At 67.7% G+C, this 18,218-nt stretch carries 17 protein-coding genes; 4 read left to right on the forward strand and 13 right to left on the reverse strand.

Annotated features, from left to right (window positions below):
- Window positions 1-1,920: a propionyl-CoA synthetase gene (locus QFZ65_RS13890; protein WP_306911299.1), complete on the reverse strand. Its 1,920-nt coding sequence runs from the start codon at window positions 1,918-1,920 to the stop codon at window positions 1-3.
- A gap of 198 nt (window positions 1,921-2,118) precedes the next feature.
- On the opposite strand from QFZ65_RS13890, the gene QFZ65_RS13895 reads away from it, so the two are divergent.
- From QFZ65_RS13895 to QFZ65_RS13910, 4 genes are all read left to right on the forward strand, one after another.
- The gene (locus tag QFZ65_RS13895; protein ID WP_306911301.1) at window positions 2,119-2,778 is read left to right on the forward strand and encodes a GntR family transcriptional regulator; all 660 of its coding nucleotides are present in this window, start codon (window positions 2,119-2,121) and stop codon (window positions 2,776-2,778) included.
- Window positions 2,771-4,291, forward strand: coding sequence for an MmgE/PrpD family protein (locus QFZ65_RS13900; RefSeq protein WP_306911303.1), 1,521 nt, complete (start codon window positions 2,771-2,773; stop codon window positions 4,289-4,291). Before QFZ65_RS13895 ends, QFZ65_RS13900 begins: the two co-directional genes overlap by 8 nt.
- Entirely contained in the window at window positions 4,291-5,193 is a 903-nt protein-coding gene (gene prpB, locus QFZ65_RS13905) for a methylisocitrate lyase (protein ID WP_306911305.1), read from the forward strand. The genes QFZ65_RS13900 and prpB overlap by 1 nt, the downstream gene beginning before the upstream one ends.
- 64 nt (window positions 5,194-5,257) lie before the next feature.
- Window positions 5,258-6,397 (forward strand): bifunctional 2-methylcitrate synthase/citrate synthase, encoded by a 1,140-nt coding sequence (locus tag QFZ65_RS13910; protein WP_306911307.1) that lies wholly within the window; start codon window positions 5,258-5,260, stop codon window positions 6,395-6,397.
- A 126-nt stretch (window positions 6,398-6,523) separates the two neighbouring features.
- On the opposite strand, the gene QFZ65_RS13915 is transcribed toward QFZ65_RS13910, so the two are convergent.
- From QFZ65_RS13915 to QFZ65_RS13970, 12 genes are all read right to left on the reverse strand, one after another.
- Window positions 6,524-6,706, reverse strand: a complete 183-nt coding sequence (locus tag QFZ65_RS13915; RefSeq protein ID WP_306911309.1) for a hypothetical protein — start codon at window positions 6,704-6,706, stop codon at window positions 6,524-6,526.
- 69 nt (window positions 6,707-6,775) lie between these two features.
- Window positions 6,776-7,267 (reverse strand): 8-oxo-dGTP diphosphatase, encoded by a 492-nt coding sequence (locus QFZ65_RS13920; RefSeq protein ID WP_306911311.1) that lies wholly within the window; start codon window positions 7,265-7,267, stop codon window positions 6,776-6,778.
- Between the two features lie 68 nt (window positions 7,268-7,335).
- Window positions 7,336-7,722, reverse strand: coding sequence for a hypothetical protein (locus tag QFZ65_RS13925; protein ID WP_306911313.1), 387 nt, complete (start codon window positions 7,720-7,722; stop codon window positions 7,336-7,338).
- A 455-nt stretch (window positions 7,723-8,177) separates the two neighbouring features.
- Window positions 8,178-8,684 carry an RNA polymerase sigma factor gene (locus QFZ65_RS13930; RefSeq protein ID WP_306911314.1) on the reverse strand — a complete coding sequence of 169 codons (507 nt, stop codon included), beginning with the start codon at window positions 8,682-8,684 and terminating at the stop codon, window positions 8,178-8,180.
- Window positions 8,685-8,928: 244 nt separating this feature from the next.
- Window positions 8,929-10,614: an HNH endonuclease signature motif containing protein gene (locus QFZ65_RS13935; RefSeq protein WP_306911315.1), complete on the reverse strand. Its 1,686-nt coding sequence runs from the start codon at window positions 10,612-10,614 to the stop codon at window positions 8,929-8,931.
- Between the two features lie 162 nt (window positions 10,615-10,776).
- On the reverse strand, window positions 10,777-11,703 hold the full coding sequence (xerD, locus tag QFZ65_RS13940) for a site-specific tyrosine recombinase XerD (protein WP_306912583.1): 927 nt from the start codon (window positions 11,701-11,703) through the stop codon (window positions 10,777-10,779).
- A gap of 104 nt (window positions 11,704-11,807) precedes the next feature.
- Window positions 11,808-12,470 carry an NUDIX hydrolase gene (locus QFZ65_RS13945; protein ID WP_306911316.1) on the reverse strand — a complete coding sequence of 221 codons (663 nt, stop codon included), beginning with the start codon at window positions 12,468-12,470 and terminating at the stop codon, window positions 11,808-11,810.
- 30 nt (window positions 12,471-12,500) lie between these two features.
- Complete coding sequence (locus QFZ65_RS13950) at window positions 12,501-14,315, reverse strand: CTP synthase (protein ID WP_306912584.1); 1,815 nt, start codon at window positions 14,313-14,315, stop codon at window positions 12,501-12,503.
- Window positions 14,316-14,392: 77 nt separating this feature from the next.
- On the reverse strand, window positions 14,393-16,132 hold the full coding sequence (recN, locus tag QFZ65_RS13955; RefSeq protein ID WP_306911317.1) for a DNA repair protein RecN: 1,740 nt from the start codon (window positions 16,130-16,132) through the stop codon (window positions 14,393-14,395).
- 3 nt (window positions 16,133-16,135) lie between these two features.
- Window positions 16,136-17,176 (reverse strand): NAD kinase, encoded by a 1,041-nt coding sequence (locus tag QFZ65_RS13960; protein WP_306911319.1) that lies wholly within the window; start codon window positions 17,174-17,176, stop codon window positions 16,136-16,138.
- A gap of 14 nt (window positions 17,177-17,190) precedes the next feature.
- Entirely contained in the window at window positions 17,191-18,012 is an 822-nt protein-coding gene (locus tag QFZ65_RS13965; RefSeq protein WP_306911320.1) for a TlyA family RNA methyltransferase, read from the reverse strand.
- The gene (locus tag QFZ65_RS13970) at window positions 18,009-18,218 is read right to left on the reverse strand and encodes a hypothetical protein (protein ID WP_306911321.1); all 210 of its coding nucleotides are present in this window, start codon (window positions 18,216-18,218) and stop codon (window positions 18,009-18,011) included. Before QFZ65_RS13970 ends, QFZ65_RS13965 begins: the two co-directional genes overlap by 4 nt.

Consider the following 18,218-nt stretch of genomic DNA (forward strand, 5'->3'; position numbering starts at 1 on the left):
CTACGGCGCCAGGGACGGGCCGGGCTGCCGCGCTGCCGGGCGCAGGGTTTCGAGCAGCTGGTCGATCACGCCGGCGTCCTCGATGGTGGACGGCACCACGTACTCGTCGCCGTCGGCTATCTGGCGCATGGTCTTGCGCAGGATCTTGCCGGAACGCGTTTTCGGGAGGGCTTCCACCACGGTGACGTGTTTGAAGTCCGCCACCGCTCCGATGTCCCGCCGGACCAGGGCGACGAGGTCCTTCACCAGGACGTCCTCCGGCACGTCCACCCCGGCTTTGAGCACCACGTAGCCGCTGGGGCGTTGACCCTTGAGCGGATCCGCCAGGCCGATCACGGCGCATTCGGCCACCGCAGGGTGCTGCCCGATCACCTGTTCCATGGCGCCGGTGGAGAGCCGGTGCCCGGCCACGTTGATGATGTCGTCGGTGCGGCCCATGACAAAGACATAGCCGTCCTCGTCCCGGTAGCCGGAGTCGCCGGTGGCGTAGTGGCCCTCGAAGGCCTGGAGGTAGGAGGAGACGAAGCGTTCGTCGTTGTGCCAGAGCGTCGTCAGTGTCCCTGGCGGCAGCGGCAGGCCCAGGACAATGTTGCCTTCCGTGCCGGCCTCGACGTCCTGGCCGGCACCGTCGACGATCTTGAGCCGGAAGCCCGGCATCGGGACACTGGGCGAGCCGGCCTTGATCGGCAGCTTCTCGAGGCCGCGGGGGTTGGCGCAGATGGCCCAGCCGGTCTCGGTCTGCCACCAGTGGTCGACCACCGGAACTCCGAGGACCCTCGCGGCCCAGTGGTAGGTGTCCGTGTCCAGCCGCTCGCCGGCCGCGAACAGGGTCCGCAGGCTGGAGGTGTCGTACCGTTCGAGCAGCCGGGCCTCGGGGTCGGCCTTCCGGATGGCCCGCAGTGCGGTCGGAGCGGTGAACAGCACATTGACCTTGTGGTCCTGGATCACCCGCCAGAACGCGCCGGCGTCCGGGGTCCCCACCGGCTTCCCTTCATACAGGACGGTGGTGGCACCGGCCAGCAACGGGCCGTAGACGATGTAGGAGTGCCCCACCACCCAGCCGACGTCGGAGGCGGTCCACAGAACGTCTCCCGGGCCGACGTCGTACAGGTTTTCCATGGTCCAGTTCAGTGCCACGGCATGGCCGCCGTTGTCCCGCACCACTCCCTTGGGAGCACCGGTGGTTCCTGAGGTGTAAAGGATGTAGAGCGGGTCGGTCGCCGCCACATCGACCGGGGCCGCGGGTTTGGCGGCGGCCAGCTCGGTTTCCCAGTCCAGCCAGCCGGCCTGGTCGGCCACCGTGGAGGCAAATCCTTCCCGGGCCTTGACCAGTACAGGGGTCTCCGGCATTCCGGCGAGCGCCAGGGCCTCGGCGACGGCGGGCAGGTACTCGACCCGGCGCGAGGGTTCAAGGCCGCCGGACGCCGTGACGATGGCGGCGGGGGCGGCATCCCGGATGCGGGCCGCCAGCTCCTTGGGCGCGAAGCCGCCGAAGACCACGGAGTGCACGGCGCCCAGCCGGGCGGTGGCCAGCATGGCGATGGCGGCCTCAGGGATCATCGGCATGTAGATCACCACCCGGTCGCCCCGGCCCACGCCGTGGCTGCGCAGCACGCCCGCGAAGCGCGCCACCGCGTCGGTGAGCTGGGCATAGGTAAAGCGCTGCTGCGTCCCGAGCATCGCGGAGTCATAGATCAGGGCGTCCTGGCCGCCCCGGCCTGCCTCCACGTGGCGGTCGAGGGCGTTGTAGGAGGTGTTCAGCGCGCCGTCCGGAAACCAGCCGTAGAGCGGTGCCCGGCTGGAGTCGAGCGCCTGCTGCGGGGGCTTGGACCATGAGATCCTGCGCGCTGCCTCCAGCCAGAACTCTGACGGCTGGCCCAGGCTGAGTTCGTAAGTGTCCCGGTAGCTCTTGGTGACCATAAAACAAATCCCGTCCACGACGTTGTGATGAAGTTCAGGATAGCGCTCACCTCGGGGTAGAACAAGAGTCTGTGTATACATTCGCTCTCGTCTGTGGGTATCTTTGCGGCTTCACCTCCTTCTTGCTGGGCAAACGAGGAAAGCTTGTATACACTGATCGGGAATCGTCCCAGCAACCCAGCAGCCGAAGGAGCCAGGATGCGCGCCAGCGACAAGGCCTATGCGGCCCTGCGCGAGGACATCATCGAATGGCGCCTGCTGCCCGGGACGGTGCTCGGCGAGGTGGAGCAGGCCGAGCGGCTCGGCATTTCCCGCACCCCGCTGCGGGAGGCCCTGAGCCGGCTCACGGCTGAGGGACTGACGACGGCGGCGGGCGGCCGCGGCGTCGTCGTCACTGACATCTCACTGGAAGACATCGACGAGCTGTTCGAACTGCGGGAGACCCTTGAAGGCAAGGCGGCCGCCCTCGCTGCCCAGCGCGGGGACCGCGCGACCTTCGAGCAGCTCTGGACCGAGCTGCTCCAGGCCCCGGAACTGATCCGCGGCGAAGACCCGGCCCGGCACGACTACTACGGGCTGGTCGGGCGGCTCGATGCCGCAATCGACGCCGCGATCTCCAACTCCTACCTGGCCCAGGCGATGCGCAGCCTGCGGGTCCATCTCGTCCGGGTCCGGAGGCTCGCCGCCGACGACGCGGCGCGGCTCACCGCCGCCGCCGCCGAGCATGCCGCCATCGCCGAGGCGATTGCGGCCGGCAACCCCCGGCTTGCCGAGGCCGCCACCACCATCCATCTGCACCGCAGTCTTTCGCACGTCAAAGCCACGCATACACCTCAGCACAAGGAGCACCATGGTTAAGGAACACCACGTCCGGGTCTACAAGAGCGAGGAAAACCTGGCCCGCGAGGACCAGCTCGCGCACAAGATCGCCACGGTTGCCGCGGATCCCGTCCCCGTCACCGCCGAGGTCACCGACATGGTGATCAACCGGATCATCGACAACGCCTCGGTGGCGATAGCGTCGCTGAACCGCGCGCCCATCGTCGCGGCCCGCGCCCAGGCCCTGACGCACGCCCCCAGCAGCGGCGGCCAGGGCGCAAAGGTCTTCGGTATCGACGAGCGGGTCTCCCCCGAATGGGCCGCCTGGGCAAACGGCGTCGCAGTCCGTGAACTGGACTACCACGACACGTTCCTTGCAGCCGACTACTCGCACCCCGGTGACAACATCCCGCCGATCCTCGCCGTCGCCCAGCACGTCGGCGCCAGCGGCCAAGACCTGATCCGCGGCATCGCCACCGGCTACGAGATCCAGGTCAACCTGGTCAAGGCCATCTGCCTGCACGAGCACAAGATCGACCACGTCGCACACCTGGGCCCCTCCGCCGCCGCCGGCATCGGCACCCTCCTCGGACTCGACGTCGAGACCATCTTCCAGTCGGTCGGCCAGGCCCTGCACACCACCACCGCCACCCGGCAGTCCCGCAAGGGCGAGATCTCCACCTGGAAGGCCCACGCTCCGGCCTTCGCGGGCAAGATGGCCATCGAGTCCGCGGACCGGGCCATGCGGGGCCAGACCTCCCCAGTGCCGATCTACGAAGGCGAAGACGGTGTCATCGCGTGGATGCTGGACGGCCCCGACGCCTCCTACACCGTGCCGCTGCCCGAGGCCGGCGAAGCCAAGCGCGCCATCCTGGACACGTACACCAAGGAACACTCGGCCGAATACCAGGCCCAGGCGTGGATTGACCTCGCCCGCAAGCTGAACCGCGAACACCCCGAGACCACCGACCCGGCCAACGTGGCGTCGGTGCTGATCAAGACCAGCCACCACACGCATTACGTGATCGGTTCCGGCGCCAACGATCCGCAGAAGTACGATCCGACCGCGAGCCGTGAAACGCTGGACCACTCGATTCCGTACATCTTCACGGTGGCGCTCCAGGACGGCGCCTGGCACCATGTCGATTCCTACGCCCCGCAGCGCGCGGCCCGTCCGGACACCGTGGAACTGTGGCAGAAGGTCAGCACGGTCGAGGACCCGGAGTGGACCCGGCGCTACCACTCCCTGGACATCGCCGAGAAGGCCTTTGGCGGTTCCGTGGAGATCACGCTCACCGATGGCACAGTCATCACCGACGAGATCGCGGTCGCGGATGCGCACCCGCTTGGAGCCCGGCCGTTCGCGCGGGAGCAGTACGTCAACAAATTCCGCACCCTCGCCGCTGGCCTCGTGGAGGAAGCGGAAATCGAGCGCTTCCTCGCCGCCGCGGCACGCCTGCCCGAGCTGGCGGCCGGAGAACTCGACCAGCTCAACATCAAGGCGGCCGACGGCGTGATCAACCCCGCGGCCGCACCGAAGGGACTCTTCTGATGCTGTATTCAAAGACCACACCGGAGCAGAAGCGGATCCGGTTCCGGGAGCTCCTGGCGTCCGGGACCATCCAGCAGTTTCCGGGCGCGTTCAACCCGCTCTCGGCGCGGCTGATCGAGGAAAAGGGCTTTGCCGGGGTGTACATCTCCGGCGCCGTCCTGGCCAACGACCTCGGCCTGCCGGACATCGGACTCACTACGCTGACCGAGGTTGCCACCCGGGCCGGCCAGATCGCCCGCATGACCGACCTGCCGGCCATCGTGGACGCCGACACCGGTTTCGGGGAGCCAATGAACGTGGCCCGCAGCGTGCAGGAGCTCGAGAACGCAGGCCTGGCCGGCTGCCACATCGAGGACCAGTTCAACCCGAAGCGCTGCGGCCACCTGGACGGCAAGAACGTCGTGGACCTCGAAACCGCCACCAAGCGCATCCGCGCCGCGGCGGACGCCCGGCGCGACCCGAACTTCCTGATCATGGCGCGTACGGACATCCGCGCGGTTGACGGCCTGAAGGCTGCGCAGGACCGGGCGCGTGCCTTGGTGGAGGCGGGGGCGGACGCGATCTTTCCCGAGGCCATGAAGGACCTCAGCGAGTTCCAGGCGATCCGCGACGCCGTCGACGTCCCGATCCTGGCCAACATGACCGAATTTGGCCAGAGCGCCCTGTTCACGGTGGACGAGCTGGCCGGCGTCGGCGTCAACATGGTCATTTATCCGGTGACGCTGCTCCGTAGTGCCATGGGCGCTGCTGAGCGTACTCTGGAATCGATCAGGGCCGACGGAACGCAGGAGGCACAGGTTGGCAGCATGCTGACCCGTGCGCGTTTGTATGACCTCGTGGACTACGAGGCGTACAACCGCTTCGACACGGGGGTCTTCAATTTCCAGATCCCCGGCCAGTAACCCCCAGATGAGTTTCCGGCCCCGGCCGGCACCCCACAGGCGACAGGAACAAAGGAGTTTCAGCATGGCTGAACAGGACATCAAAAAGGGCCTCGCCGGCGTCGTGGTGGATTACACCGCGGTCTCCAAGGTAAACCCGGACACCAACTCGCTGCTGTACCGCGGCTACCCCGTGCAGGAGCTTGCCGCCAGATGCAGCTTCGAGGAAGTGGCCTACCTGCTGTGGAACGGCGAACTGCCCACCGCGGAGCAGCTGGCCGAATTCACCGCCCGGGAGCGCGCCGGACGCGCTCTGGACCCCGTGGTCAAGCAGGTTATTGACGCGTTGCCGACCACCTCGCACCCGATGGATGTCTGCCGCACGGCCGCTTCCGTCCTGGGAGCCAGGCACGAACTTGCGGAGGACTCGTCCCGGGAGGCCAACATGGCCAAGGCCGTGGACCTGTTCGCGGCGATGCCGGCAGTGGTGGCCTATGACCAGCGCCGCCGCCGCGGGCAGGAGCCCGTGGAGCCGCGTGACGACCTGGGCTACTCAGCGAACTTTCTGTGGATGACGTTCGGCCAGGACCATGTCCCGGAAGTCATCGACGCGTTCAACGTCTCGATGATCCTGTACGCCGAGCACTCCTTCAACGCCTCCACGTTCACCGCCCGCGTGATCACGTCCACCCTCTCGGACCTGCACTCGGCTGTCACCGGGGCGATCGGCGCGCTCAAGGGCCCGCTGCACGGCGGCGCCAACGAGGCCGTCATGCATACGTTCGACGAGATCGGCATCCGGCCCGAGGAGTCGTTGGAGGAGGCGGCGGTCCGGGCCAAAGCCTGGATGGAGAATGCCCTGGCCCAGAAGAAGAAGGTGATGGGGTTCGGCCACCGCGTGTACAAGCACGGCGACTCCCGGGTGCCCACCATGAAGGCGGCCCTGGACAAGATGATCGCGCACTACGGACGCCCGGAGCTGCTCGGGCTGTACAACGGCCTGGAGTCGGCGATGGACGAGGCCAAGGCGATCAAGCCGAACCTCGACTACCCGACGGGGCCCACCTATCACCTGATGGGCTTCGACACCGCCACCTTCACTCCCCTGTTTGTCGCCAGCCGCATCACCGGCTGGACGGCGCACATCATGGAACAGCTGGATGCGAACGCGCTGATCCGTCCGCTGAGCGAATACAACGGCGTCGAGGAACGGCACCTGCCGTAGCTCTTCCTTGCCGCTGCTGCCAACCGTTACTGCAGCGGACAGCAACTGAAACGGACGACGGCGGGCCGGTCACCTTCGAAAGGTGGCCGGCCCGCCGTCGTTGCTCCGTCCAGTTGAGTTTGGTGGTCAGTTGAGTTTTGTGACGGTCAGCGAGGTGATGACCGCTTTCAGGTCCTTGTAGCTTTGCGTCTGGGTGAAGGCGGTAGCCTCTTCCAGCGTCTGGAACCTGTAGAGACCCCACGGGGGTCCGCCAAGCGGATAGTTGTCTTTGTGAATGGCGATAAACGCCAGTTCACGCTTGGAAAGCACGATGGTCCCCTTGAAAAGTAGTGTCCTGGCCTGCAGGCTACCTGTATTGTTCCGGCCGGCGGCCAGCGGTTACTTTCCGGTGGAAAGTCTTTCAATCGACGCTACTGTTTCATTGTCGTCGTTGAGGACCACGACGACGTCGTGCGCCTCGCCCGCCAGCGCGGGGGGCAGCCAGTGCTCGGCGTCGTGCCACATCCGCTGCAGCGGCAGCGCTGCGGCATCGAACCATTCCGGCGTGATCTCCGGGCTCTCGGCAGGTTCGCCTTCCCACCGGCGTGTGATGAACAGCCGGCAGGACATGTTCCATTCGGGCCGGGCCGGGAAGACGAACTCGACGAGGCCGGCGTGGACCAGGTCCTCCTGGCGAACGACGATACCGGACTCTTCCCAGACCTCCCGGCAGACGGCCTCCGCGTCGCTCTCCCCCGGCTCCACGTGGCCGCCGATGCCGACGATCTTGCCGGTGCCGAATCCCGTCCGTTTCAGGCCCAGCAGCACTTGCGTGGAGCCGGGTGCCACATCGCGGAGCATAAAACAGAGGGCAACCGGTGTGGACTTCATGTGCTCAACCCTATAGCTGGTCAGCCCCTATAGCTGGTCAACCTTATAGCTGGCGCAGGGTACCGGAGCTACCCGGCGGCCGGACCGTCGCCCACCAGCTGCGGCCGCAGTTCGACCGGAATTCCCTTTTGCGCGAATTCCTTGTCCATAGCCTCCTGCGGCGTAAGACTCCGCCCGTTTTGGGAGACATCATTGTTCAGCGCCTGGAACTTCCAGTTGAATACGCTGGCCCATTCCTGCCGGAAGTCGCAGAGGAAACGACCGTTCTGTAATTTGGCTATCTGGAACCACGCATTGCCGCCGTCGAGCTGGAGGGCTTTCACTCCCTCGTCGGAGATGGAGTAGGCGAGCCAGCCGTCGGCGCAGCCCAACACTGCGTAATACCCTTGCTCGGCGGCGGGAATCGGCTGGATCGCCCGTTGCTGGTCGTTGCGTTGCTGGTCGACGTTCGCCATGGTGCACGCCACGCCCTGGGTACTCAAGGCCGCGCCTGCGGTACCCGCCTGAGAGGGAGAGGGTGTGGGAAAGGCAGTGGAAACCGGCGGTGAAGCGGACGCGGTGCTTCTGGAGAACGTCGGCGTCGGGATGCCCGACTGCGCCGGCCCGGGCGCAGGTCGGGGCATCAGGTTCCCCCCGACGACGACGGCGCCAGCGACGGCAGCCGCGGCAAGGACGGCCGCTGCGGCAACCTGCACGGCCCGGCGCCGCGCCCGATCGGGTCGCGCCGGAGTGCGTCCTGTCAGGGTACGTCCGGCCGGGGTGCGTCCGGCCGGGGTGCGTCCTGTCAGAGGCAGAATGTTGGGATCCGTGGAGTAGACAATCGAGCGGGGGGACTGGTTTTCCGATGTATCACCCGGTTTTCCGACCCGCGGCTTCGCATCCCTCATGAGTTGTTCAATGCGGTCCATGGCTAGTCCTTCCGTTCGGTCATCAGCTGAGCGGGGGCGGCTTTCGCGAAGGCCCGGCGTGCCCGGTGCAGGCGCACTGCAGCTGCCGACGCCGAGCAGCCCAGGGCCTCGCCCAATTCAGCGCCTGTGAGGTCGTCCCAGTAGCTGAGCATGAGGACTTCCCGGTCCCGCTCCCGAAGTTGCATCAGCACCTCTGCCACGGCGGCCCGTTCATCAGCCACTGGCCGGAAGAGCTCCCGCCGGGCTTCCTCTTTGAGCCGTTCAACCAGTTCCTGGCGCCGGCGACGGCCCTTGTACTCGTTTCCGATCACATTCCGGGCGGTAGCCAACAGCCAGCCGATCCCCGGTGGTTCCGGCAGTTGTTTCTCCCACGCAATCCGGAAGACGTCCGCGGCAAGTTCCTCGGCGCGGTGCCGGTCGTTGATGCGGCGGGCGATGTAGCCGTAGACCCGCGCGGAGTGCTCGGCGTGCAGGTCCATGAACGCTTGCTCATTTGCAGCCAACATCATGTTTCCCCCGAACATCGGATGACTTGTTCTTTATGACTAAGTGTCCCGTGAGTGCCCTTTTCTTACACTGACGAGCAAGAACATTCCCGTTTTCACATTGACCAGCAAGAACACTCCCGCAAGCAAGGATTCTGGCGGGGTCAGCTACCCCTTCGGCCCGCCAACGAGATCGCAACAACGTGGCGGCAACGTGGTGGCACCGGGCGTTGGGCATTGCGATGTCTCGCCTGATGCTGTTGGTCGATCAGGCGCATTGGAGCAGGAAGGTCTCCAGGCAAGAGTCAGAAAGCGGTGTCGGCGGCCAGAACGCATCAGCCATGTCCGCGGCGATCAGATCCTCGATCGTGAAGACGTGCCAGTCCGGGAGAGGGTCAGCGGGCAGCTCCAGTTTGGGCCCTGTCTGTGCGGCCGGGGCGGAGCCGGCGTCTGTGTCCGCGGGGATGTGGGCTGGCCAGTGTGGTGGTTCCCAGTCCTGTTGCTCGCTGGGGTAGTGCCGCCCGGAGGGTGAGGTCCATCCCGGCGTGTGGTCCTTGCTGGCTCCGGACGGTGTCCAGGTTGAGCCGTGTTTGAGGCGGTGGTGTTTGCGGCAGAGCTGGCCGAGGTTGGCAATCCCGGTGGTGCCGCCGGCGGCCCAGGCCAGGATGTGGTCCGCGTCGTTGTCCAGGGACGGGTTGCTGCAGCCCGGGAACGTGCATGTGCTGTCGCGCAGCCGGAGCCATTGCCGCTGGGGTTTCGTCAGCCGGTGGCTGGTCCGTCCGATTTCCAGCGGGGCACCGTCGCGCGGGTCGATCAGGACCCGGTGGAAGGAATCGGAACCCTCGGCGACCAGCCGCCGCGCCATCGACGGCGGGATCGGCCCGTACCCGTCCAGGACGGCGGGTTCGTCCGTGAGGCCCAGCAGCGACAGGACCGGGACGGTGACCAGCACCTGCGCCCGCGGCGACGGCACACGCCCGCGCGGACCGGCCGGTCCGCCGACGGTGGTGGCGCTGTTGTCGGCGGCGGCTCCGTCACCGCCAGTGCCGGTGGTGCCACTGCCAGCGGTACCGGCTCCGTCACCCTCACCGTCAGCGCTAGCATCCGCGGTGCCGGTGGTGAGGAGCCAGGTGGCGGTGATGTCGGCGCGGAGCTGGGGAAGGGTCCGGGGCTCGGCCGGGCCCTGGAGGGCGCGGGCGGCAGCGGTGCTCCGTTCCCAGATGCCCGCCGCGGCGTCCGCCGGGAGATAGGCCGAGAGCCACGCCATGCCGTCCCGGTCCGGAACGAACTCCACGCGCCGGTCCGCGGCGCTCTTCGCGTGGCGTTCTTCGATGCCGACCGGGTGGTGGCGTTCGCGCCAGGTGCGGGCTTTGGCGCGGAACCGGGACGCGGTGAGCTCCCCGGCGTGGCAGCCGCGGGCCGGGTCCGGCGCGTCGGGGTCCAGGAAGTGCGCCTCGAGCGCGGCCGTTGCGGCGGGGTCCAGGCCGCTGGTTTCGTCGACGAGGATCCGGGCGTGCTGCCAGGAGATCGTCCCTTCCTGCAGGGCGGCCAGGGTCAGCGGCAGCGAACCCGTCAGCCCCCGGCACTCGGATAAGAGCGCGCCCGCGCTTCGTTCGCTGACGGTCAGGACGCAGGCGACCTCGGCGACCACGGCCATTTCCTGGGCGGTGCGTTCCTGCGGGGACGCCGCCGGAGGCGCCAGGGCCTCGGCCGCCCGCGCGTATTCGGCGGTCAGCCGGGCCTTCAACGCGGCAGTCCGGGCCTCCAACCGGGCCACCTCACCCAAACCGTCCAGGCACGCATCGGCCCGAGTCCGGAGCGGATCGGCGTCTCGGACGGTGTCGGCGCCGGACAACTCCATGCGGGACAGCGACTCAGCAAGCGCAGCAGCGGACGCGGCAACGGCCGCCATGGCCTCCCTGGTTCCCGCATCCCAAGCCACTTTGCTTTCCATACTCAAAGAATCTCATGAGGCACAGACAATAAAGACGGACGTTGTTGGGTTGCGACGGCGCTCCCGGCCCAGCCGCTACGCCCCACACAGGGCAACCCCCGGCGCAGCCGCTGACACCCCGCCGAGCAGCCCGGCGCAGCAGCACCGCCAGCCCAGCCCCGTTTAGCCCAGCGCCCTCGGATGCGCCGCGGCGTAGATCTCGCGCAACGTGTCGGCCGTGACAAGGGTGTACACCTGAGTGGTGGTGACGGACGCGTGACCCAGCAGCTCCTGGACCACGCGGACGTCGGCGCCGCCCTCGAGCAGGTGCGTAGCGAAGGAGTGGCGCAGCGTGTGCGGCGAGACATCCTTGGTGATGTTGGCCTTCTCGGCGGCCGTCTTGAGGATGGTCCAGGCGCTTTGCCGGCTGATCCTGCCACCGCGCGCATTCAAAAAGAGGGCAGGCGTGCCCTTCCCCTTGGCGGCCAGTAAGGGCCTGCCACGGACGAGGTAGGCGTCCAGGGCCCTCGCTCCATAGGATCCCAACGGCACCAGCCGTTCCTTGGATCCTTTGCCGAACAGCCGGACGATCGCGGGTCCGGCGTCGGGAACGGCTTCCTCGCCCTGCAGCGAGATATCGTCGACGTCCAGGCCGACAGCCTCGCTGATGCGGGCGCCCGTGGAGTACAGGAACTCAAGCAGCGCCCGGTCCCGCAGGCCGGTGGCGGTGTCCGCGCCGGCTGCCTCGAGGATCCTTGTGACTTCATCGACGCTGATGGCCTTTGGCAGGCGCTTGCCGGGCATGGGCGGATGGACGTCGCTGGCCGGATCCGTGGTGGTGACGCCTTCCAGCGCCCAGAACTTATGCAGTCCGCGGACGGCGACGACGGTCCGTGCGGCGGACCGGATGCCGAGGGCGGATCCGCCGTCCGACCCGTCGGAAAGAGCTTGGACGAAGGCGGTCACATCGTGCCGAATGATCTCGGCGGGACGCTGCCGGCCCGCCCGCACAAGATGGTTGGCATACCGCGCCAGGTCCCGCCGATAAGCCGAGAGGGTGTTGGCCGCCAGGCCCCGTTCCACGCCCATATGCTGCAGGTAGTCCGTCATGGCCCGGTCAATCGCGGTCGGTGGCCGGACCGCAGCAGCCGGCGCTTTCTCCGGGGCGTTGTCCTCGCGCGGGTCAGGCCGCTCCGTTGCCGCCAGTTCCACCATCAGCGCTGGCTGGGGTGCGCGGGCCACGGCGCGTCGGCCGGCCGGAGGTCCTTGAAGTTGTCAGCACGGGCCGCCGCGGCGGCGAGGATCCCGACGACGGCGGACGGGTTGTGCAGGCGACCTTCCAGCACGGAGGCGACGGCGTTCTCCAGCGGAATCCAATGCAGCTCGATTTCGGCTTCCTCATCGGTGCGGACGTGCAGCTCGTGGCCGGGAACGTCGCTGAGCCCGCGGGCCAGGTAAATGCGGATGGCCTCGCTGGAGGATCCGGGCGAATTGAAGAAATCCACGAGGACGTTCCACTCCGCCGCGACCAGGTCCGCTTCCTCGGCCAGTTCGCGGGCGGCTCCGACGACGAAGTCCTCGCCCTCGACGTCGAGCAGTCCCGCCGGGATCTCCCAGAGGTCCATCCCGACGGGGTGGCGGTACTGCTTGATCAGCAGTACCTCCCCAGCGTCGTTCATCGGCAGCACGGCAACAGCACCCGGGTGGTCGATGTAGTCGCGGACGAGGGCGTCGCCGTCGTCGTTGAGCTGGAACGTGTCACTGACGACATCCCAGATCCGGCCTTCATAGACCGTCTGGGATGACAAAAGACGGCGCGGGCTCGGCTGGTCCGAAACCTGCCGTGCAGCACTGGGCATCTCGGACCTACCGGGCATCGCGCCGTCCTTCGAGTCAGTCAGGTGGGGTTACTTGGACGCTACTGCCGACGACGGCTTCGCGTCGGCCGCGGCATCCTTCGGGGCCGGAGCGTCCTTGGCGGGCGATGCCGCTTCGGAGGCGGCAGCGCCGTCCTGGCCGTCGGCACCCTTCTGGTGCACCAGGGCAGCCTCGACCAGCCCGGCGAACAGCGGGTGCGGCCGGGTCGGGCGGGAGCTGAGCTCCGGGTGCGCCTGGGTGGCAACGTAGTACGGGTGGACGTCGCGGGGAAGTTCCACGTACTCCACGAGCTTGCCGTCGGGTGAGGTTCCGGAGAACACCAGGCCCTTGGCGGCGATCTGCTCGCGGTACTTGTTGTTGACCTCGTAGCGGTGGCGGTGGCGTTCGCTGACCACGGTCTTGCCGTAGGTAGCTGCCACAACCGAGCCCTCGTCGAGCTTGGCCTCGTACAGGCCCAGGCGCATGGTGCCGCCCAGGTCGCCGCGGCCCTCAACGTACTCCAGCTGCTCCTCCATGGTGGCAATCACCGGGAACTTGGAGTCCGGCTCGAACTCACTGGAAGAAGCACCCTCGAGGCCGACCACATTGCGGGCGTACTCGATGACCATGCACTGCAGGCCAAGGCACAGGCCCAAGACCGGGAGCTTGGTTTCGCGGGCGAACTTGAGGGCGCCCAGCTTTCCTTCGAGGCCGCGGATACCGAAACCGCCCGGAACGCAGATCGCGTCCACGCCCTGCAGGGAGTTGACGGCGCCTTCACGGGTTTCGCATTCGTCCGACGGGACCCAGCGGATCTTCACCTTGGTGTCGTTCGCGAAGCCGCCGGCCCGCAGCGCCTCGGTCACGGACAGGTAGGCGTCGGGCAGGTCGATGTACTTCCCGACCAGGGCCACCTCGACCTCGTGCTTGGGGTTGTGGACCGCTTCGAGGAGCCGGTCCCAGCTGGTCCAGTCAACGTCCTTGAAAGGTAGGTCCAAGGCACGGACGATGTAGGAATCCAGGCCCTGGGAGTGCAGGGTCTTCGGAATGTCGTAGATGCTCGGGGCGTCGGGGCAGCCGATGACGGCGTCGATGTCGACGTCGCACATACGGCCGATCTTGTCCCGCATGGGCTGCGGGACTTCGCGGTCCGAACGGATCACGATCGCCTCGGGCTGGATGCCGATGGAGCGGAGCGCGGCAACGGAGTGCTGCGTCGGCTTGGTCTTCAGCTCCTGCGACGGGCCGATGTACGGCACCAGGGACACATGGAGGAAGAACACATTGCCGCGGCCGATGTCCTGGCGGACCTGGCGGGCGGATTCGAGGAACGGCTGGGACTCGATGTCGCCAACGGTGCCGCCGATCTCGGTGATGATGACGTCGGGGGCGTTCTTGCCCTCGGAGGGCAGCCGCATGCGGCGCTTGATCTCATCGGTAATGTGCGGGATGACCTGGACGGTGTCGCCGAGGTACTCGCCGCGGCGCTCCTTGGCGATGACCGTGGAGTACACCTGGCCGGTGGTGACGTTGGCCGAGCCTTCGAGGTTTTCGTCGAGGAAGCGCTCGTAGTGGCCGACGTCGAGGTCCGTTTCGGCGCCGTCGTCCGTGACGAAGACTTCGCCGTGCTGGAAGGGGTTCATCGTGCCCGGATCCACATTCAGATAGGGATCGAGCTTTTGCATAGTTACAGACAAACCGCGTGCCCGCAGCAGGTGGCCGAGGCTCGAAGCCGTCAGTCCTTTGCCGAGCGAGGACGCCACACCGCCGGTGACGAAGATGTGTTTGGTCGTCTTGGACGAGCCCGGGAACCGGGAATTTACACGGGAATTTGATCGCTGCACCACGGAGTTCGAGCCTATCATCATTTCAGCCTTCCAGGGATGTGTTCGCGGGCAGCGGCTGTGATTGTCATCCCAGTTCCAGCCCGTTTCAGTGAGGTTCAGGTTTGCTGCGGCAGCAGCCGGGCGTCGTCGAGGAGTTCCTGGGCGTGGGCCTGCGCGGATTCCGAATCCTCCTGGCCGGCCAGCATCCGGGCCAGCTCGCGGACGCGCTCATCCGCGTCCAGCAGCTGGACGTCGCTGGAGGTGAAGCCGGACGCTGTAGCCCCGTCCGCGCCGCGCACAGAGGTTTTGGTGACCCGGATGTGCTGGTCCGCAAAGGCGGCCACCTGCGGAAGGTGCGTGACCACCAAGACCTGGACATGGCGCGCCAGCATCGCGAGGCGCCGGCCGATCTCGACGGCGGCCCGCCCGCCGACGCCGGCATCCACCTCGTCAAAGACGAAGGTCGGGACCGGGTCCACCGCGGCCAGCACCACTTCGATGGCAAGCATCACCCGTGAGAGCTCACCCCCGGAGGCTCCCTTGCCCAGCGGGCGGGCCGGGGCGCCGGAGTGCGGCTGGAGCAGGAAGGCGATGTCGTCCGCACCGAACGGGCCCAGCTGCTCCCCCGCGTCGACGTTGATGACGAGCGTCGCGTCGGCCATCGCCAGCGCCTTCAGTTCCGCGCTGACGCGGGCGGACAGGTCCTTGGCGGCCTTCTTGCGGACCTTGCTGATGGCGGCCGACTGCTTGCGGAGCTCGGCTTCGGTGCGGGTGACGTCGGCGTCCAACGCTTCGATCCGGGTTGAGTCGTCCTGCAGCTCCTCGTACCGGGTCCGGGCCTCTTCGGCCCAGACCAGCACTTCGTCGATGCTCGGCGCGTACTTGCGGACGAGTTTCGCCAGTGCGGCCCGGCGGTCCTCGATCTCGGCGAGCCGCTCGGGCCCCTCCGTGTCGAGGGACGCCTGGTAACTGGCCAGTTCGGTGGCGATGTCGTTGAGGAGGAAGCCCACCTCGGCCAGCCGGGCGGCCGCTGATCCGAGCTCCTCATCGTGTTCCGCCACGTGCTCCAGGGTGCGCTTGGCGGCGTCGACCAGGGCGGTGGCGTCACTGCCCTCGCCGAAATCCTCCGCGATGAGGGCCTGGTGCGCCGTTGTGGCCGCGATCCGGAGCTCCTCGACGTTGGCGAGCTTGACCGCCTCCGCCTTGAGCGATTCGTCCTCCCCCGGCTGGGGATCGACGGCGTCGATCTCCGCGAGGGCGGCTTCCAGCGATTCAGCCTCCCGCAGGCGTTCCCGTGCGGCGCTGCGCAACGAGTCGAGTTCGAACTGGGTAGCCTTCCAATGGGCGTGCAGCTCCTGGTAGGCGGCCAGGGTCCGGGCGAGGCTGTCGCCGGCGAATTTGTCGAGCGCCCCGCGCTGCGCCACCGGGCTCTTAAGCCGGATCTGCTCGGATTGGCCGTGGACCACCACGAGGGTTTCGCCCACCTCGGCGAGGACCCCCACCGGTGCGGCACGGCCGCCGAGGTAGGCGCGGCTGCGGCCGTCGGCACCGACGCTGCGGGCGAGCAGCAGCTCGGCGCCGCCGTCGAACTCCTCGACATCCGCGCCCGCCTCGCGGGCGCGCGCCACTGCGGAGTGCCCGGCGTCGAGTTTCACGCTCGCCTCGGCGGAGGCGCTCTTCGCGCCGCTGCGTACGGCGCCGGCGTCGGACCGGGCGCCCAGCAGGAGCCCGACGGCGGTCACCACCATGGTCTTGCCGGCACCGGTTTCACCGGTCACTACGCTCAGTCCCGGTCCGAGGGGCAGGGTCGCGTCGGTGATGACGCCGAGGTCGCGGATTCTCAGTTCTTCAAGCATGGGTCACTTCGCAGTCGAGGGATCGGGAGTTTCGCCGGGCCCGGCGTGCGGTGGCCCAGCCTGCGGCGGAGTCGGCAGCGCGGGCATGGCGCGCGGTGTGCGGATCACCGGCACCGGGCCGGTGTGGATGGCCGCGGACTGGGGCATGGGACCGCGCCAGCCCTGGATGGGGAGCTCGAACTTGCGGACCAGGCGTCCGGAGAACGGCGTCTGGTGGGTGCGGGCAAGCCGGACCGGGGTGTCCGAGCGGGTGACTTCCACGCGGGCGCCGGGCGGCAGGTCCACAGAGCGCCGGCCATCGCACCAGAGCACCCCCTGGGCATCGGTCCGGTTCAGGATTTCCACAGCCAGCCGGGATCGGGGCGAGACCACCAGCGGCTTGGCGAACAGCGCGTGGGCGCTGATCGGCACGATCACCAGGGCTTCCACCTCGGGCCACACCACGGGCCCGCCCGCCGAGAAGGCGTACGCGGTGGAGCCGGTGGGCGTGGCGAGGACCACGCCGTCGCAGCCAAACGACGTCAAAGGGCGCTCATCGACTTCGGTGACCACCTCGAGCATCCGTTCCCGGTTGGCCTTCTCGATTGCTGCCTCATTGAGGGCCCACGTGTGCCAGATCTTTTGCCCGCGGACCCAAACCTGCACGTCTATGGTCATCCGCTCTTCCACGGTGTACTCGCGGCTGGCGACCCATTCGACGGTCTGCGCCAGGTCCGCCCGCTCGCTTTCGGCCAGGAACCCGACGTGGCCGAGGTTGACGCCCAGCAGCGGCACATCGACTTCCCGCACCAGCTCCGCGGCGCGCAGGATGGTGCCGTCGCCGCCGAGCACCATCACCAGTTCGACGTCGGGCAGCATCACGTGGTCGTGGAGAATCTCGACCGGCTGGTCGAGGCGTCCGAAGAACCGGACCATGTCGCCGAGCTCTGACTCCTGCATCACCGGGACAAGGCCGGATGCGTGGAGCTGGGCGCACGCTTCCCACGCAGCCTTGAGGGATTCCTCACGTCCGGTGTGGGCAAGGATGAGGACACGCCTGCTCATTCGGATTCCGCCTTCTACTGCTGCTGGTGCTTCGGCCAGATCATTGCGGTCAACGCAGCAACGGCTGCGTCCCGCTCCTCGATCTTAGGCAGATCATTCCTGATCCCGCGTTTTATCCACAGGAAGTACTCAACGTTTCCGTCCTGGCCGGGCAGCGGACTGCTCGCCAGGCCCCGCAGTTCCAGCCCCGCATCCACGGCAGCGGCGGCAACCTTGCTGACCGCCAGGCGGCGTTCACGTTCGGAGGTGACAACGCCGGTGCGGCCCAGCCGGTCCTTGCCAATTTCGAACTGCGGCTTAACCATCAGGACCAGGTCACCGCCCGGCTCGGTGCAGGCTGCAAGCGGCGCGACAACCAAAGTCAAAGAGATGAAGGACAGGTCCGCGACCGTCAGGGCAGCCGGTCCCCCGATCGCGTCCGGCGTCATGTAGCGGACGTTAAGTCCTTCGTGGACGGAGACGCGGGGGTCGTTCCGGATCTGCGGCACCAGCTGGTCATGCCCGACGTCGACAGCCACCACGTGGGCGGCGCCGCGCCGCAGCAGCACGTCGGTGAACCCGCCTGTCGAAGCGCCGGCGTCGAGGCAGCGTTTTCCTGTCACCTCGACGGCGGGAAAGGCATCCAGCGCCCCGGAGAGCTTGTGGCCGGCCCGGCTGACGTAGGTGTCCTCGCCCGTGGCCGCAACGTCCAGTGCAGTGTCGTCCTGCACCTGAAGCGAGGCTTTGGCCAGCACTTCACCGGCGGACGTGACTTTGCCCTCGGCAATGAGGCGTGCCGCGTGCGTGCGGGAGCGTGCCAGCCCGCGGCCGACGAGAGCCTGGTCAAGCCTGCTCATGAAGCGGTCTCCCCCGCTCCGTCCAAGGCCTCCGCCAGGTCAGCATGCATCTGCGCGTAGACCTCACCGTGGTCGGCAACGGGCAGCGCGGGCAGGGCTTCGAGCCGCTGCAGCAGGCTGTCCACGTCCGCGTCCCGGCCGGCAGCTCCCGCCTGAAGCGCGGGCCACTCGGGAAGTGCGGGCCGTGCAGGGTTCAGCTCGGTCAT

It is taken from the genome of Arthrobacter sp. B3I9, assembly GCF_030816935.1.
Taxonomy (GTDB): Bacteria; Actinomycetota; Actinomycetes; order Actinomycetales; family Micrococcaceae; genus Arthrobacter.

Bases quoted from the DNA above. Each gene is read 5' to 3' on its own strand.
- QFZ65_RS13890 (WP_306911299.1), bottom strand. From the start codon at position 1,920: ATGGTCACCAAGAGCTACCGGGACACTTACGAACTCAGCCTGGGCCAG.
- QFZ65_RS13895 (WP_306911301.1), top strand. From the start codon at position 2,119: ATGCGCGCCAGCGACAAGGCCTATGCGGCCCTGCGCGAGGACATCATC.
- QFZ65_RS13900 (WP_306911303.1), top strand. From the start codon at position 2,771: ATGGTTAAGGAACACCACGTCCGGGTCTACAAGAGCGAGGAAAACCTG.
- prpB (WP_306911305.1), top strand. From the start codon at position 4,291: ATGCTGTATTCAAAGACCACACCGGAGCAGAAGCGGATCCGGTTCCGG.
- QFZ65_RS13910 (WP_306911307.1), top strand. From the start codon at position 5,258: ATGGCTGAACAGGACATCAAAAAGGGCCTCGCCGGCGTCGTGGTGGAT.
- QFZ65_RS13920 (WP_306911311.1), bottom strand. From the start codon at position 7,267: ATGAAGTCCACACCGGTTGCCCTCTGTTTTATGCTCCGCGATGTGGCA.
- QFZ65_RS13925 (WP_306911313.1), bottom strand. From the start codon at position 7,722: ATGGCGAACGTCGACCAGCAACGCAACGACCAGCAACGGGCGATCCAG.
- QFZ65_RS13930 (WP_306911314.1), bottom strand. From the start codon at position 8,684: ATGATGTTGGCTGCAAATGAGCAAGCGTTCATGGACCTGCACGCCGAG.
- QFZ65_RS13935 (WP_306911315.1), bottom strand. From the start codon at position 10,614: ATGGAAAGCAAAGTGGCTTGGGATGCGGGAACCAGGGAGGCCATGGCG.
- xerD (WP_306912583.1), bottom strand. From the start codon at position 11,703: ATGACGGACTACCTGCAGCATATGGGCGTGGAACGGGGCCTGGCGGCC.
- QFZ65_RS13945 (WP_306911316.1), bottom strand. From the start codon at position 12,470: ATGCCCGGTAGGTCCGAGATGCCCAGTGCTGCACGGCAGGTTTCGGAC.
- QFZ65_RS13950 (WP_306912584.1), bottom strand. From the start codon at position 14,315: ATGATAGGCTCGAACTCCGTGGTGCAGCGATCAAATTCCCGTGTAAAT.
- recN (WP_306911317.1), bottom strand. From the start codon at position 16,132: ATGCTTGAAGAACTGAGAATCCGCGACCTCGGCGTCATCACCGACGCG.
- QFZ65_RS13960 (WP_306911319.1), bottom strand. From the start codon at position 17,176: ATGAGCAGGCGTGTCCTCATCCTTGCCCACACCGGACGTGAGGAATCC.
- QFZ65_RS13965 (WP_306911320.1), bottom strand. From the start codon at position 18,012: ATGAGCAGGCTTGACCAGGCTCTCGTCGGCCGCGGGCTGGCACGCTCC.
- QFZ65_RS13970 (WP_306911321.1), bottom strand. From the start codon at position 18,218: ATGACCGAGCTGAACCCTGCACGGCCCGCACTTCCCGAGTGGCCCGCG.